14 protein-coding genes are annotated in these 14,643 nt (G+C 64.5%); 8 read left to right on the top strand and 6 right to left on the bottom strand.

What is annotated here, in order from left to right; genetic code table 11:
- Positions 1-96 precede the first annotated feature (96 nt).
- The 4 genes from OK015_RS16210 to OK015_RS16195 all read left to right on the top strand — a co-directional run bounded on the left by OK015_RS16210 (position 97) and on the right by OK015_RS16195 (position 5,211).
- Positions 97-1,368, top strand: coding sequence for a L,D-transpeptidase (locus OK015_RS16210; RefSeq protein WP_268124400.1), 1,272 nt, complete (start codon positions 97-99; stop codon positions 1,366-1,368).
- 72 nt (positions 1,369-1,440) lie between these two features.
- The gene (locus OK015_RS16205) at positions 1,441-1,881 is read left to right on the top strand and encodes a Fur family transcriptional regulator (protein WP_268124397.1); all 441 of its coding nucleotides are present in this window, start codon (positions 1,441-1,443) and stop codon (positions 1,879-1,881) included.
- 49 nt (positions 1,882-1,930) lie between these two features.
- Positions 1,931-4,135, top strand: coding sequence for a catalase/peroxidase HPI (gene katG / locus OK015_RS16200; protein ID WP_268124395.1), 2,205 nt, complete (start codon positions 1,931-1,933; stop codon positions 4,133-4,135).
- A 200-nt stretch (positions 4,136-4,335) separates the two neighbouring features.
- Positions 4,336-5,211, top strand: coding sequence for an alpha/beta fold hydrolase (locus OK015_RS16195; RefSeq protein WP_268124392.1), 876 nt, complete (start codon positions 4,336-4,338; stop codon positions 5,209-5,211).
- A 7-nt stretch (positions 5,212-5,218) separates the two neighbouring features.
- On the opposite strand, the gene OK015_RS16190 is transcribed toward OK015_RS16195, so the two are convergent.
- The 5 genes from OK015_RS16190 to OK015_RS16170 form a co-directional block, all read right to left on the bottom strand.
- On the bottom strand, positions 5,219-6,013 hold the full coding sequence (locus tag OK015_RS16190; RefSeq protein ID WP_268124390.1) for a DUF1906 domain-containing protein: 795 nt from the start codon (positions 6,011-6,013) through the stop codon (positions 5,219-5,221).
- A 38-nt stretch (positions 6,014-6,051) separates the two neighbouring features.
- The gene (locus tag OK015_RS16185; protein ID WP_268124388.1) at positions 6,052-6,843 is read right to left on the bottom strand and encodes an alpha/beta hydrolase; all 792 of its coding nucleotides are present in this window, start codon (positions 6,841-6,843) and stop codon (positions 6,052-6,054) included.
- 77 nt (positions 6,844-6,920) lie between these two features.
- The gene (locus tag OK015_RS16180; RefSeq protein WP_268124386.1) at positions 6,921-8,474 is read right to left on the bottom strand and encodes a GMC family oxidoreductase; all 1,554 of its coding nucleotides are present in this window, start codon (positions 8,472-8,474) and stop codon (positions 6,921-6,923) included.
- Positions 8,475-8,618: 144 nt separating this feature from the next.
- Positions 8,619-9,071, bottom strand: a complete 453-nt coding sequence (locus OK015_RS16175) for an SRPBCC family protein (RefSeq protein ID WP_268124384.1) — start codon at positions 9,069-9,071, stop codon at positions 8,619-8,621.
- A 1-nt stretch (position 9,072) separates the two neighbouring features.
- The gene (locus OK015_RS16170; RefSeq protein ID WP_268124382.1) at positions 9,073-9,894 is read right to left on the bottom strand and encodes an SDR family NAD(P)-dependent oxidoreductase; all 822 of its coding nucleotides are present in this window, start codon (positions 9,892-9,894) and stop codon (positions 9,073-9,075) included.
- Between the two features lie 61 nt (positions 9,895-9,955).
- Here OK015_RS16170 and OK015_RS16165 point away from each other — a divergent pair, with 61 nt between their 5' ends.
- From OK015_RS16165 to OK015_RS16150, 4 genes are all read left to right on the top strand, one after another.
- On the top strand, positions 9,956-10,579 hold the full coding sequence (locus OK015_RS16165; RefSeq protein WP_268124380.1) for a TetR/AcrR family transcriptional regulator: 624 nt from the start codon (positions 9,956-9,958) through the stop codon (positions 10,577-10,579).
- Between the two features lie 318 nt (positions 10,580-10,897).
- Positions 10,898-12,154 carry a glycosyltransferase family 4 protein gene (locus OK015_RS16160; RefSeq protein WP_268124378.1) on the top strand — a complete coding sequence of 419 codons (1,257 nt, stop codon included), beginning with the start codon at positions 10,898-10,900 and terminating at the stop codon, positions 12,152-12,154.
- Positions 12,148-12,906 (top strand): class I SAM-dependent methyltransferase, encoded by a 759-nt coding sequence (locus OK015_RS16155; protein WP_268124376.1) that lies wholly within the window; start codon positions 12,148-12,150, stop codon positions 12,904-12,906. Before OK015_RS16160 ends, OK015_RS16155 begins: the two co-directional genes overlap by 7 nt.
- Entirely contained in the window at positions 12,893-13,969 is a 1,077-nt protein-coding gene (locus OK015_RS16150) for a prenyltransferase (RefSeq protein ID WP_268124374.1), read from the top strand. Before OK015_RS16155 ends, OK015_RS16150 begins: the two co-directional genes overlap by 14 nt.
- On the opposite strand, the gene OK015_RS16145 is transcribed toward OK015_RS16150, so the two are convergent.
- The gene (locus OK015_RS16145) at positions 13,950-14,633 is read right to left on the bottom strand and encodes a class I SAM-dependent methyltransferase (protein ID WP_268124371.1); all 684 of its coding nucleotides are present in this window, start codon (positions 14,631-14,633) and stop codon (positions 13,950-13,952) included. The two genes, OK015_RS16150 and OK015_RS16145, sit on opposite strands and share 20 nt — an antisense overlap.
- Positions 14,634-14,643: the final 10 nt, after the last annotated feature.

Here is a 14,643-nt window from a genome sequence, read left to right as displayed (position 1 = left end):
ACTTCCGCCCCGGGCTACTTGATATCTCAATGTCCTTTTCGCGCGGGTTCAGCTTCGAGCCGGCAACTGAGCAGCACGAGGATCCGCGAAGTCATCATGCAATCGAAGAACACCGCTGAGTTGGTGCGCCGCTGGCTTCGCTGGCCGCACCGGCTGTTGCTGTGCGTGTTTGTCGTTGTCGGAGTCTGCGCCGCGATCCAGGTTGCGTCATCGCCGGGATGCGCACCTGGAACGTGCCCTTCTCCGAAAGCGTCTGGGGCTCCGACGATTTTGTTCAAGCCAGGCATTAATGCCCGCGATGTCGACCCGGTCACCCCGGTAGAGGTGAAGGCTGATGCCGGCACCCTCACCGATGTCCGCATGGTCAACGACGATGGCAGATCCGTCCAGGGGGTCATGACGCCGGACAACACCGTCTGGAAGCCGACGACTCCCCTCGGCTACGGGCGCACCTACACGCTGAACGTCAGCGGCCGAAGCGCCAATGGCGGGCTAGTCAACCAGGTGTCGTCCTTCTCCACACTGCGGCCGTCGAACCAGACCAAAGTCTCGTTCACCACCACCTCGCAGGCCGCGTTGCGCGACGGCGGCACCTACGGCATCGGAACAGTGGTCGTGGCCCGCTTCGATGAGCAGATTGCGGATCGCGCCGCCGCCGAGCGGCAGCTGAAAGTAACCACCAATCCTGTGGTGCAGGGATCGTGGTATTGGGTTGACAACCAGACGGTGCATTGGCGACCGGAGCACTACTACGCACCCGGCACGACAGTTACCGCCGAAGCCAAGATTTACGGAATTTCTTTGGGCGACGGCCTATTCGGGCAAGAAGACAGCCGCGTGTCGTTCCGCATCGGGGATGCCCACGTGTCGATCGCCGATGACGCCACCAAGGTGGTGAGCGTCTTCAGCAACGGGGCCCTGGTCCGCTCGATGCCCACCTCCATGGGAATGGGTGGCGTCGAGACGGTCGGCGCGCAGACCATATCGTTGTGGACTCCTCCCGGGATTTACACCGTGCTCGATAGGGGCAATCCCGTGGTGATGGACTCCTCCACGTTCGGGCTGCCCAAGAATTCTCGGCTCGGATACCGGGAAACCATCAATTACGCGACCCGAATCAGCATTGACGGCATATATCTGCACCAACTCGACGCCACGGTGTGGGCTCAGGGGCACACCGACACCTCGCACGGATGCTTGAACCTCAACGGCGACAACGCGAAATGGTTCTACGACTTTTCCGTGCCGGGCGACGTGGTCGAAATCCGCAACAGTGGCGGACCGCCGTTGCGACTGGGCCAAAACGGCGACTGGACGCTCAGCTGGGACCAGTGGCGCGCCGGCAGCGCCGTGAAGCCGGGTTCGTGACGCCAAATCTTTACGGGGTGTTGCCTCGAGAAAGTCTTGACTGATTCCAGATAAGTGGGCCATATTGGCCTTGTGTCGTCAACGTCGGACTACGCGGAGCGGTTGCGTCTGGCCGACCTGCGTGTGACCCGGCCCAGGATTGCCGTCCTGGAGGCAGTACACGCCCATCCACATGCCGACACCGAGACGATCTTTTCCTCGGTGCGGATCGGTCTGCCCGAGGTCTCCCGCCAGGCGGTCTACGACGTGCTCAATGCCCTGACGGCCGTGGGCCTGGTCCGGCGCATCCAGCCCTCGGGGCTGGTTGCGCGCTACGAGTCCCGGGTCGGCGACAACCACCACCATGTCGTATGCCGGTCCTGCGGCGTGATCGCCGACGTCGACTGCGCGGTCGGCGATGCCCCGTGCCTTACCCCGTCCGACGACAACAACATGCTCGACGGCTACGTCCTCGATGAGGCAGAAGTCATCTACTGGGGCATTTGCCCCGACTGTTCGACCGCAGACTCCTGATCACAGCCCGTGATCACAGCCCGATCACCCACCACCGGAAAGGAAAGTTGTGTCATCAGATACATCCCATAAGAGCGAGAGCGAAAACCCGGCTATTTCACCGCCCGAGCCAAAGGGCGGCGCTCCCCGGACCAACCAGGACTGGTGGCCGAACCAGATCGACGTATCGAGGCTGCACCCACACTCCCCCCAGGCCAATCCGCTCGGCGACGACTTCGATTACGCCGAAGAGTTCGCCAAACTCGACGTCGAGGCCGTCAAGGCCGACCTGGTCTCGGTGCTGACCACCTCCCAGGACTGGTGGCCGGCCGACTATGGCCACTACGGCGGCTTCTTCATCCGGATGAGCTGGCACGCCGCCGGCACCTACCGCATCTTCGACGGCCGCGGTGGTGGCGGTCAGGGCCTGCAGCGCTTCGCCCCGCTCAACAGCTGGCCGGACAACGCCAGCCTGGACAAGGCGCGCAGGTTGCTGTGGCCGGTCAAGAAAAAGCACGGGAACAAGATCTCCTGGGCCGACCTGCTACTGCTCGCCGGCAACGTCGCCCTGGAGTCGATGGGCTTCAAGACCTTTGGGTTCGCCTTCGGCCGCGAAGACGTGTGGGAGCCCGAAGAGGTCATCTTCGGTGAAGAGGACGAATGGTTGGGCACCAACAAGCGCTACTCCGGCAAGCGCGATCTCGCGCAACCGTACGGCGCCACCACCATGGGTCTGATCTACGTGAATCCCGAAGGCCCCGAAGGCAAGCCGGATCCCGTCGCCGCGGCGATCGATATCCGGGAAACCTTCGGCCGGATGGCGATGAACGACGAGGAAACCGCCGCGCTGATCGTTGGTGGCCACAGCTTCGGCAAGACCCACGGCGCCGGCGACGCCGACCTGGTCGGCCCCGAGCCGGAGGCCGCGCCGATCGAGCAACAGGGGCTGGGCTGGAAGAGCTCCTACGGCACCGGCTCGGGCAAGGACGCGATTACCAGCGGCCTCGAGGTCGTGTGGACGCCCACCCCGACGAAGTGGGACAACACCTTCCTGGAGACCCTGTACGGCTACGAGTGGGAGCTGGTGAAGAGCCCGGCCGGAGCCTGGCAGTTCACCGCGAAGGACGGCGCGGGTGCGGGAACCATTCCCGACCCGTTCGGCGGACCGGGTCGCGCCCCGACGATGCTGGTCACCGACGTCTCGCTGCGGGAGGACCCGATCTACCGTGAGATCACCCAGCGTTGGCTGAAAAACCCCGACGAGCTGGCCGTCGCGTTCGCCAAGGCGTGGTACAAGCTGCTGCACCGTGATCTGGGACCGATTTCGCGTTACCTCGGGCCCTGGGTTCCCGAGCCACAGCTGTGGCAGGACCCGGTTCCGGCGGTCGACCACAAGTTGGTCGACGACAAGGACGTGGCGGCCCTGAAGAAGAAGGTGCTGGAGTCCGGCCTGACCGTTCCCCAACTGGTCAAGACCGCCTGGGCGGCGGCGGGCAGCTACCGCAACACCGACAAGCGCGGTGGTGCCAACGGGGCGCGGATTCGTCTTGAGCCGCAAAGGAATTGGGAGGTCAACGAGCCCTCCGAGCTGGACAAGGTGTTGCCGGCGCTGGAAAAGATCCAGCAGGACTTCAACGCCTCGGCCTCGGGCGGCAAGAAGATCTCGCTGGCTGACCTGATCGTGCTGGCGGGTTCCGCGGCGGTCGAGAAGGCGGCCAAGGAGGCCGGCTATGACATCTCGGTGCACTTCGCACCGGGCCGCACCGACACCTCGCAAGAGAACACCGACGTGGAATCGTTCGCGGTGCTCGAACCGCGCGCCGACGGATTCCGCAACTACGCCCGGGCGGGCGAGAAGGCCCCGCTGGAGCAACTCCTGCTGGAGCGGGCCTATCTCCTCGGTGTGACCGGACCGGAGCTGACGGTGCTCGTAGGAGGGCTGCGTGCCCTCGGCGCCAACCACGGCGGCAACAAGCACGGCGTGTTCACCGACAGGCCGGGCGCGTTGACCAACGATTTCTTCGTCAACCTGCTCGATATGGGCACGGAGTGGAAGCCGTCGGAGACTACGGAGAACGTCTACGAGGGCCGGGATCGTGCTTCGGGAGCTCTCAAGTGGACCGCGACCGCCAACGACCTCGTATTCGGGTCGAACTCGGTGTTGCGCGCTCTGGTCGAGGTTTACGCGCAGGACGACAACGCGGGCAAGTTCGTCGAGGACTTCGTCGCGGCGTGGGTCAAAGTCATGAACAACGATCGGTACGACCTGAAGTGACGTCGGTCTGATCGTCAGCACTAGCCGACATCCCGCGGGCAGCCTGCTCGCGGGGTGTCGCTCGTTTGGGGTCGGTGTGTCGCCTCGCGTGAGGCCCGCCACACTATTACCCGCCAGTAACCTACGAAGGCGTAAGTTGCGTATTCTTTGGTAAGCGCCCGATGCGTTCAACTACCAAGGCTTGGGTAAACGGTTTGATCATGAGCGAATTGACCTATCTCGACCTGCACGGCGACCGGATCGCATACCGGGAGGCCGGTCGTGGCCACGCCCTCTTGCTGATCCACGGGATGGCGGGCAGTTCGGCCACCTGGCGGGCGATCATCCCGCAGTTGTCGAAGAACTATCGCGTCATTGCCCCCGATCTGCTCGGTCACGGGATGTCGGCAAAGCCGCGCGGCGATTACTCGCTGGGAGCATTCGCGGTCTCCCTTCGCGATCTGCTTGACGAACTCGGGGTGGCTCGCGCGACCGTGGTCGGGCAGTCGCTGGGCGGCGGCATCGCGATGCAGTTCACCCACCAGCACCGGGACTACTGCGAGCGGCTGGCCCTGATCGGCAGCGGCGGCCTCGGCCCGGAGCTCAGCCCGGTGTTGCGGATGCTGTCCGCGCCCGGCGCCGAGTTGGTGTTGCCCGTGGTCGCACCACAACCGGTGCTCAAACTCGGCAACAAGTTGGGTTCGTGGTTGACATCGGCGGGGATCCAGGCGCCGCGAGCCGGCGAGATGTGGCAGGCGTACTGCTCGCTGTCGGATGCGCGCACCCGCCAGGCGTTCCTCCGGACGTTGCGTTCGGTCGTGGACTACCGTGGCCAGGCCGTCAGCGCGCTCAACAAGCTGCATGTCGCGGCCGGATTGCCGACGGTGCTGATCTGGGGCGATCAGGATCGGATCATTCCTGTCGCGCACGCCTACGCCGCCCACGACGCGCTCGAGGGCAGCCGGCTCGAGGTACTCCAAGGCGTCGGGCACTTCCCCCATGTGGAGGCGCCGACGGCCGTGGCGGACATCCTCGAGAACTTCATCACCTCCACGACCCCCCAGGAGACCGGCAACTCGGTGCCCCTGGGCATGTAGGGCGGCCTCAGCGGTTCAGATCCCACTGTCCGTAATCGGCCGCGAGTACGTCGTCCACATCCACATTGATGCCGCCGAGCAGCGGGCCGGGATTCGACGGGCTGTTGACGATCGCTTGGTACAGCACCGCCATCGGCTCGCGCTGACCGTGTGACCATGACCTCGTTTGCCACGCCCAGCGGTGCCCGGCGCTGCTCGAGTTGCCGATCACTCCGTCCCTGATCGCCCACCCGCACGCGTTGTAGTGGCCGTAGATGCCGGTGCGGCTCACGCCGAGTACCGAGTTGATTCCCCGAAACCATTCGACGGCAACGGTATTCCAGGTGTTCTGGTCGATATCGTCGTCGACGCTGAAGAAGATCGGCGCCGTGTTCGGGCCGCCTGCCGCGGCATGCAGCTGCAGAGCCGTTTGGGCGTCGGCGACGCCGCCGTCGTGCCCGCGGGTGAGGTCCGACGGGGTAGCGGGCCATCCGGGCTTGCCGTACTGGAAGTTGCTGACGATCTGCAGACCCGCCGCGCGCAACGAGTCCGCGTACTCGCGGGTGATGGGCTTCGCCTCGAAATGCGCTCCCGGCCGCTCCGCCGAGACGTAGTTGATCACCCCGGAGTAGCCGGCCGATTTGATCTCGTCCGGCGAAATCCGCTTCTCGGCGAAGTCGATCAGCTGGATATCGGCGGCCGACGAAGTGGGCGCCTCGATGGTCGCGGCCAGGCTGAGCAGGGCCGGTGCGAAGGCATACTTGAGGACTTCGCGTCGCGGAACGGTCCGCTGCCCATCGCGTGGTGCAGCAATATCGTGCACCGCGCGATGGTAGCAAGAGCGCTCGCGCGCAACGATGTCTAGAGTCCTCGCTGGCTCAGCCACGACGCGATGCGCTCGGCGACCGTTTCCCATCTCGGCTCCACGCTCATCGAGTGCCCTATCTCCGGGATGAATGTCGCTTGGGTGGCGTAGGCCCGAGCCGTCGCGCGCACATCGGAAGGGTGATAGGTAGCGTCGTGTTCTCCTCCGAGGACCAGCAGCGGTGTGTTAACACGCGCGGTCTTGACGAGGTCGAGCGCCACCATGTCCAACAAGATGGCGCGCGTGCTGTCCGGTTGAAGCCGTGCGGTGGTCGCGCTGATCAGCTCGTCCGACGCCTTGTCGCCGAAGAACAACTCGCGAGCTCCGGCCGTCGTCGTCCCCACGAGATGGTCTACTCGTCCGCTTACGGCGAACTTCGAACACCGCCACGGGTGTCGACGCAATATGCGCAGCATCGGCCGTAGATGACCGCGTGGCGGCGCTGATGCGAGCAACACCCCGGCCGGCGCATCGTTGGTTTCGAGGTATTTTTGCACCACAAATCCGCCCATGGAGTGCCCGATCGGGATCGGCTGTGGTGCAAGCGTATTGGCGATCGAGGAAACGTCGTCGACGAAGTCCGAAATTGAGCACAGGCGAAGGGCTTTGTCCGCCGGGCTTGAGCCGTGACCGCGAAGGCTGGGTGCCAAGACGCGAAACCCGCGCTCGGCGAAGAAGTCCAGAAAGTGCACGTCCCAGCACCAAGCGCCTTGGAAGGCGCCGTGCACAAAGAGCAGCGGGTGTGGGTGCTCGTTGCTGGGTTGGCCTTTGTCGATTAATTCCAGCATGATCGAATTCCCATCGAGGCGTTGGTGATTGGTTACTACGGATTCGTCGCCGGCAGCCCAGCGGATCGGTCCGCGGGTCAGATCCGGTGCCCCGTCTTGATGAAGTGCGCGGCGCGCTCGCCGATGACCACGCAAGGCGCCATGGTGTTGCCACTGGTAATGCGGGGCATGATCGACGCATCAGCGACACGCAGATTCTCGATGCCGTAGACCTTGAGGTGTCCATCGACCACCGACATGGAGTCGCGGCCCATCTTCGCCGTCCCCGATTCGTGCCAATAGGTGGTCACCGCATTGCGTAAGTAGGTTTCCAGTTCGTCGCCGGTGAGGTCGCCTGGCATCACCTCGCGCGCGACAAATGGGCGGAGCTCCGCCGAATTGCCGATCGCACGAAGGGTTTCGATGCAGGCGATTCCCGTCTTGATATCGTGCGGATCGGACAGCGCGTTGGCTTCGATCTGAATGGGGTCGCCCGGCTCTGGGCCCGCCAACCGCAACCGTCCGCGGCTTTTAGGATGCGTCGGAGAGCCGAACAGGACCCAGCCGTTTTGTGGCAGACCGTATTTCGCGACATTCTCCGGAGTCGACTTGCTAAGTGGTGCAAAACAGGCGAACAGGTCCGGCCCTTGGATGTCGGCGGCCCCGGAGTCCCAGAAGAAAGTCGCTCCCGCCTGGGTTCCGCCCTGAACTTCCTCGGGAAATTCCCACACGCAGTCAAACCCGTAGTGGTCTTGAAAATTGCGTCCGACCCCGGGTAGATGTTGGCGAACTGTGACTCCGACGCGGCGCAGTTCGTCTTCGTCCCCGATGCCGGACTGCATCAGCAGCTTGGGCGTGTGAATTGCACCGAGCGACAACACCACCTCGGTGTCAGCGGCCACCTGATGGACCGCGCCGTCATGGAGGACCTCGACCCCGGTGACCCGGTTGCCCTGGAATGTCAACCGCGTCACCAGTGCATGTGGCACAACCGTGAGGTTCCGCTTCTGCAGCTGCGGAGCGGTGTAGGTGCGGAACACCGACTGGCGCTTGCCGTTACGGACGCGCAGGTCGGAGATGGCGGCGCCTCGATTGCCCTCCATCAGGGGGCCGTTGGGACTCTGATACGTCGGGATCCCAATTGCCCTGGCCGCTTTCACCAACGCCGGGGCGAGCGGATGCACGTCGGGCGCCGGCTGCACAAAGACCGGTCCTCCCCTGCCGCGATGGTCCGGCTCGCCCACCCCGTGCCAGTCCTCGATCTGCCGGTACAGATCCAACACCCGCTCGTAACCCCAGGCCGGTTCACCGGATTCGGAGGCGAAGTGATCCCAGTCGCTGCGGTGCCCGCGCGCCCACAGCATTACGTTGATGCTCGACCCGCCGCCCAGCACTTTGCCCATTGAGAACGGGATCGAGCGGCCGTGCAGCCGTGGATCGGGCTCGGACTCGAAACCCCAGTCGCGTTCGCTCCCCAGGTTCAGCGGCCATCGGCTCGCCTCGGATACGCTTGGGAGGTCATCGGTTCCACCGGCCTCCAGCAGTAGGACGTCCAGGTCAGGGTTCTCCGCTAACCGTCCAGCGATGACTGAGCCCGACGACCCGGCCCCACACACGATGACGTCGTAGCGTGGCTCTAATACAGCCTTCACGATGACTCCTTCTCGTCGCTAGGTATAGCGCTATATAGTTAGCCACGCGCGATGGAGCGGTAAGGTTCACTCGACTTGCGAATTCCCGCGCGACTGATAGCAATTCGGAGTCGATGGCGGGAAGGTTGTTCGGTGTGACGCGGGTTACTGGCGTTCCGCGGCTCTCACGAGACGCCCGGCGAGAAATCCGACCACGGTACGCAGAAAGATCAGCATGATCGGGCCGCTGCCACGCGGGCCCTCCGTGAAGGAGCCCGTCCAGCTAATGTCGGTGCCACCCGCCGCGTTGGGCGTCAACAGCATTTCGGCCTGATAATCGCGCGCCGGCAGCGGCGGCCCGATCTGCAGGTAGACGTGCCGGCGGTCCTGTTCATAGGCGATGGTCTTTTCCCGCATCAGGATCGGCCACATTCCCACCTTGCGTACCGCGCCGACGCCGGCGGGCGCCGGGTCGCCCTGCCGCTCCCAACTCGACTGGACGATAAGTGGTTTCGCCCATTCGGACCAATGAGCGCCATCGGTCTCCAGGCCGAACAGGGTGGCGGCCGATGCGCTTGTCGTTCGGTTGATCTCGAACCGGAAGACGTTGCCTGACATGTCATCGGCTCCCAGCGGTCGTCGTATCGGCGGGCCGCAGCAACCGTCTGCCGATCAACGACGAGAGCCAACCGGGAGTGAGGCGGCCGCCGGCGGCCATCACTCGAAGTCGCCACCCGGGAACGACCACGGCCCGGCCTTTGTCCATCCCGCGCAGCCCCGCGGCCACTACTGGTTCGGGCGCGGCCAGGTGTCGGTAGATCGCGGTGTGTGAGACGTCCGATCCAAGAGCGTCGACGAATCCGGTCCGCGTGGGCCCCGGGCACAACACGGTCACGCTGACACCGGTTCCGCGGGTTTCTGCCCACAACGCCTGGCTGAGCGAGAGCACGAACGCTTTCGATGCCCCGTAGGTGGCCTGATACGGCCCGGGCTGAAACGCGATCGTGGACGCGACGTTGAGGATGCCGCCGTGACCGCGGGCCAGCATTCCGGGAAGCACCGCGTGGGTGAGACGGACCACCGCGTCGACGTTGACCGCCACGAGCTCGTGTTCCCGGACGGCATCCAGTTCCGAAAATCGGCCGTAGGTGCCGAACCCGGCATTGTTGACCAGCACCTCGACGGTCCTGCCTTCGAGACGTTCCGCCAGGGTATCGACGCCGGCCTCGGTGCCGAGGTCGCCCACGACCAGTTCGACGTGGATGCCGGGGGCAGTTTGACGGACCCGTTGTGCCACCGCGTTGAGCCGAGGCTCGTCGCGTCCGGCCAGCAGCAGCGACAAGCCCCGCTTGGCCAGCAGGTCGGCAAAAATCGCGCCGAAACCAGAGCTAGCGCCCGTGATCACCGCCCAGGTGGTGTCGTTGTCGCGTCGAGATGACATTGCGGTCCCTTTCAATGATGTGAATGTTATTAACATAGATCAGCATGTTAATCTCGTCAACATGTCTGGCAAGAAGTCACCCGTGGCAACGAAGACCCGCCGGGATAGTTACCACCACGGCGACCTCAAGCGTGCGCTGACCAGCGCCGCGCTGTCGCTAGTGGCCGAGCGGGGACCGAAGGGTTTCACCTTGACCGAGGCGGCGCGGCGAGCAGGCGTCAGCGCCGCGGCGCCGTATCGTCACTTCACCGACAAGGCGCACCTGCTCGCTACCGTCGCGGAGCAGGGATTTCTCGACCTCCGCACCGCGTTGGCCGCCAGCGCGGATGTCGCGCCGGAGCCGGCCGACAAGCTGATCGGAATCGGTCGCGCATATGTGTGTTGGGCCGTCGGCCATCCGGACCAGTACCGCGTCATGTTCGGCGCGGATACCGACAAAACCCAGCACCCGAGCCTCGCCGTCGCTGCAGGTCAAGCCTTCGGGCAACTGCTTGACGCGATAGCCGGGTGTCAGGCTGCCGGGCTACTGCGCGGCGAACAACCGAGCGAGTTAGCCGGACCGCTCTGGTCGCTCGTGCACGGCATCGCGTCCCTGGCTATTGACGGTGAGCTACGAAATGTCGGGATCGACCAAGACCCCGAGGACATGGTCTCCGACGCCTTGTCCAACGTGTTCGATCGGTGAAGCGGCTCCGCCTTCGGCACAGTCCAGCAAACGAATGCTGCCCCGCATCGATCAGTCGTCAGCTCATTGGCTCACAACATGTTCCGTCGTCCGATCGCCCATCCGCGGCCCGGAGCAGTTATCCGGCGGACCTCGCTGTCGGATGAAGTATGACCGAAACCTACTATTGAAGGGCGCCGATGCCGCGTTGCGTCGATTAGCTGATCGAACTATAGTCTGGACACATGTCCAGTTTGCTGTCAGGGAGTTCGGGAGCCCGTTGATCGCAATGGATTCGGCGCACTTCCGCGTTCGTTAACCAGCAAAGAAGAGTTGAGTATGCGAATTGCCTTGCTGTCCTACCGTAGTAAGACCCACTGCGGCGGACAGGGCGTCTACATACGACATCTCAGCCACGGTCTGGTGGAACTCGGTCACGATGTCGAGGTGTTTTCCGGGCAGCCGTATCCGGAACTGCTCGATCCTCGGGTGCGGTTGACCGAGGTCCCAAGCCTCGATATGTACCGCGAGCCCGACCCATTCCGGATCCCCCGCCCCAGCGAGATCCACGACTCGATCGACCTCCGCGAACTCCTGACGGTGTGGACCGCGGGTTTTCCCGAGCCACGGACCTTCACGCTGCGCGTCGCCCGGCTGTTGGCCGAACGCGCATCCGACTTCGACGTCGTCCACGACAACCAGAGCCTGGGAACCGGACTGTTGAGCATTGCCGCCACCGGGATGCCGGTGGTGGCCACCGTCCACCACCCCATCACCCGCGACCGGATACTCGATGTCGCCGCGGCCAAGTGGTGGCGAAAGCCGTTGGTGCGCCGCTGGTATGGCTTCCTGGACATGCAGCAACAAGTGGCACGTCGGATCCCGGAGCTGTTGACGGTCTCGTCGTCGTCGGCTGCCGACATCATCTCCGATTTCGGCGTCTCGCCGGATCAGCTCCACGTTGTGCCGCTGGGAGTGAACACCGAGCTGTTCAAACCGGGTTCGGGTCCACGGCAGCCTGGCCGCGTGATCGCGATCGCCAGCGCCGATACCCCGCTGAAGGGCGTCAGCACCTTGTTGCACGCGGTCGCCAAAGCGCGCGTGAACCGGGATCTCGAGTTGCGGCTCGTCGCCAAAGTGGAACCCAACGGCCCCACCCACAAACTCATCGCCGAACTGGGGATCTCCGACATCGTCCACATCACCAGTGGGCTTACCGATGCCGAACTGGCCGCCTTGTTCGCCTCGGCCGAGGTTGCCTGCATACCGTCGCTCTACGAGGGATTTTCGCTGCCTGCCGTGGAGGCGATGTCGAGTGGTACCCCGATCGTCGCGAGCCGGGTGGGGGCATTGCCCGAAGTCCTCGGGACCGACGGCGCCTGCGCCGAGCTGGTGCCGCCCGCCGACGTCGACGCGCTAACCCTCGCGCTCGGCGAGCTCCTCGACTCACCGGAAAAGCGCCGCAGCCTTGGGAAGGCCGGACGGGCGCGCGCCGTCAGCGTGTTCAGCTGGGAAGCCGTGGCCGCCCAAACCGTGCGGATTTACCAGCGGGCGATCGCACGAAGTGCCGCCACCGAAGGCGAACTGCAATGCTGACAGTCGATTTCGATCGGCTCGGCATCGGGCCGTCGAGCAAGGTGATCGACGTGGGCTGCGGAGCGGGCCGGCACGCGTTCGAGGCGTACCGCCGTGGTGCCGACATCATCGCGTTCGACCGTGACGAAGCCGAATTGCGGTCCGTGGACACCGTTCTGCGCGCGATGGCTGAAAGCGGCGAGGCGCCCGCCGCGGCATCCGCGGAGGTGGTTGTCGGTGATGCGTTGAACTTGCCGTACCCGGACCAGACATTCGACTGCGTCATCGCATCCGAGATCCTGGAACACGTCACGCTAGACGACGCGGCGATCGCGGAGCTGATCCGGGTCCTCAAAGTCGGTGGCACACTGGCGGTCTCCGTGCCACGATGGCTCCCCGAACAGGTGTGCTGGCTACTGTCTGACGAGTATCACGCCAACCCCGGCGGCCACATTCGCATCTACCGGGCCAGCGAATTGCGGGACAAGATCACCGGCAGCGGGCTGGAATTCGTGCATGCGCATCATGCGCATGCACTGCATGCGCCATTCTGGTGGTTGAAATGTGCTGTCGGAGTTGAAAATACGGATCACCCTGCGGTGACCGCTTACCACAAACTCCTGGTGTGGGACCTGATGCAACGGCCGAAGGTCACTCGGATCGCGGAGTCAGTGCTCAATCCTGTGGTGGGCAAGAGCGTGGCGATGTATTTCACCAAACCGCAACAGGCAGCGGCCGAAGCGTCTCTCGGGTATTCAGTTGCGTCGATCTAACGCGCCGGCAGTCCCGGGTGTCTTCAGTCCGGAGCAATGTCGCCAGACAGCGCTGTCCATTGCCGCCGAGCAGGAATCTTCCGGTGCCATTCCGTGGTTCGAGGGTGGTCACACCGACCCGTGGGATCACGTGGAATCGGCCATGGCGCTCACCGCCGCCGGATTGCTGGAGCCGGCCCGGGCGGCGTATGACTGGAGTCGTCGTACTCAGCGCTCCGATGGCTCCTGGCCCCTCCAATTTCGAGCGGGGACGATCGAAGACGCTAACAGCGACAGCAATTTCTGCGCCTATATCGCCACGGGCGTCTGGCATTACGTGCTGGTCACCGGTGACAAATCATTCGCGGCATCGATGTGGCCGGTGGTGCACAAGGCCATCGACTTCGTCATCGATCTGCAGGTCGGGTACGGCGAGATCTGTTGGGCGCGAAGCGAAACCGGCCCAGTGCGCGAAGCCCTGCTGACCGGTTGCGCCAGCGTCTATCACAGCATCCGATGTGCACTGGCACTGGCCGCCCTGGTGGGCGACCCGCAACCGGAATGGGAGCTGGCCTTGGGCCGGTTGGGCCATGCGCTGGTCGCGCATCCAGAGGCGTTCACCGAAAAAGACCGCTACTCGATGGATTGGTACTACCCCATCCTTGGTAGTGCGCTGCGGGGTCCGGCCGCCGCCACGCGAATCAAACAGCGCTGGGACGACTTTGTCGTCGACGGCCTGGGCATCCGCTGCGTGGACGACCGGCCCTGGGTGACCGGCGCCGAAACCTGCGAGCTCGTCATGGCGCTCGAGGCCATCGGTCAACGCTCTGTCGCGCATCGGCAATTTGACGCGATGCAGCACCTGCGTGAAAAAGACGGTTCGTATTGGACGGGTTTGGTATTCGCCGACGGGAAACGCTGGCCCGAAGAGCGCACGACGTGGACGGGCGCGGCGGTGATCCTGGCGGCAGACGCGCTGTCGGACACCACCGGGGGTGCGGCGATTTTCCGAAGCCACGACCTGCCGCTGGGTCTGCAGACCGACTGCGATTGCGAATGTGTCGTTACCGGCCCTGGCCGGTGACTTCGATCGGCTGGCCCGCCTGGCCGCCGATGCGCTCGAGCACCCGCAGTGACCCGATCGCGGAGATCTCCCGGAACTGACCGGAATCGATTGCACGGCGATAGATGTAATACGGCGGCCGCCCGCCGTCGGCCGGATCGGGAAACACGTCATGGATGACGAGTGCGCCGCCGACACTGACCCACTTCGCCCACCCGTTGAAGTCCTGGGTGGCCGCGGCCTCGGAGTGGCCACCGTCGATGAACAAGAACTGCAGCGGTGATCCCCACCCCCGAGCCACGACCGGTGACTTGCCGACGACTGCCACCACGTGGTCGTCCAGCTCGGCGGCATCGAGCGTGCGCCGAAACGTCGGCAGCGTGTCGAACAGCCCGGTGACCTCGTCGACCATCGTGGCGTCGTGGTATTCCCAGCCGGCCTGGTGTTCTTCGGAGCCGTGGTGGTGGTCGATCGTATACAGCACGCCGCCCGTTTGCTGTGCCGCGGCACCGAGCAGCAAGGTGGACTTGCCGCAATAGGTACCGATCTCGACACCGACACCGCCGCCCAGATACCGCAGCGCCGCGTCGTACAGCGCGCGTCCTTCGTTCTCCGGCATGAAGCCCTGCACCTGTTCGGCCAGGGCGAACAAGTGTTCCGGTGCTGTCGTGTTGGTGTGGCTCATCAGCCGAACC

It is taken from the genome of Mycobacterium sp. Aquia_216 (genome assembly GCF_026723865.1).
Lineage (GTDB): Bacteria > Actinomycetota > Actinomycetes > Mycobacteriales > Mycobacteriaceae > Mycobacterium.
This window is presented reverse-complemented; position numbering and strand designations above follow the sequence as displayed.

Excerpts from the sequence above, each read along its gene's own strand:
- OK015_RS16155 (WP_268124376.1), top strand. The coding sequence starts at position 12,148 with ATGCTGACAGTCGATTTCGATCGGCTCGGCATCGGGCCGTCGAGCAAG.
- OK015_RS16210 (WP_268124400.1), top strand. The coding sequence starts at position 97 with ATGCAATCGAAGAACACCGCTGAGTTGGTGCGCCGCTGGCTTCGCTGG.
- OK015_RS16170 (WP_268124382.1), bottom strand. The coding sequence starts at position 9,894 with ATGTCATCTCGACGCGACAACGACACCACCTGGGCGGTGATCACGGGC.
- OK015_RS16175 (WP_268124384.1), bottom strand. The coding sequence starts at position 9,071 with ATGTCAGGCAACGTCTTCCGGTTCGAGATCAACCGAACGACAAGCGCA.
- OK015_RS16145 (WP_268124371.1), bottom strand. The coding sequence starts at position 14,633 with ATGAGCCACACCAACACGACAGCACCGGAACACTTGTTCGCCCTGGCC.
- OK015_RS16195 (WP_268124392.1), top strand. The coding sequence starts at position 4,336 with ATGAGCGAATTGACCTATCTCGACCTGCACGGCGACCGGATCGCATAC.
- OK015_RS16185 (WP_268124388.1), bottom strand. The coding sequence starts at position 6,843 with ATGCTGGAATTAATCGACAAAGGCCAACCCAGCAACGAGCACCCACAC.
- OK015_RS16160 (WP_268124378.1), top strand. The coding sequence starts at position 10,898 with ATGCGAATTGCCTTGCTGTCCTACCGTAGTAAGACCCACTGCGGCGGA.
- OK015_RS16165 (WP_268124380.1), top strand. The coding sequence starts at position 9,956 with ATGTCTGGCAAGAAGTCACCCGTGGCAACGAAGACCCGCCGGGATAGT.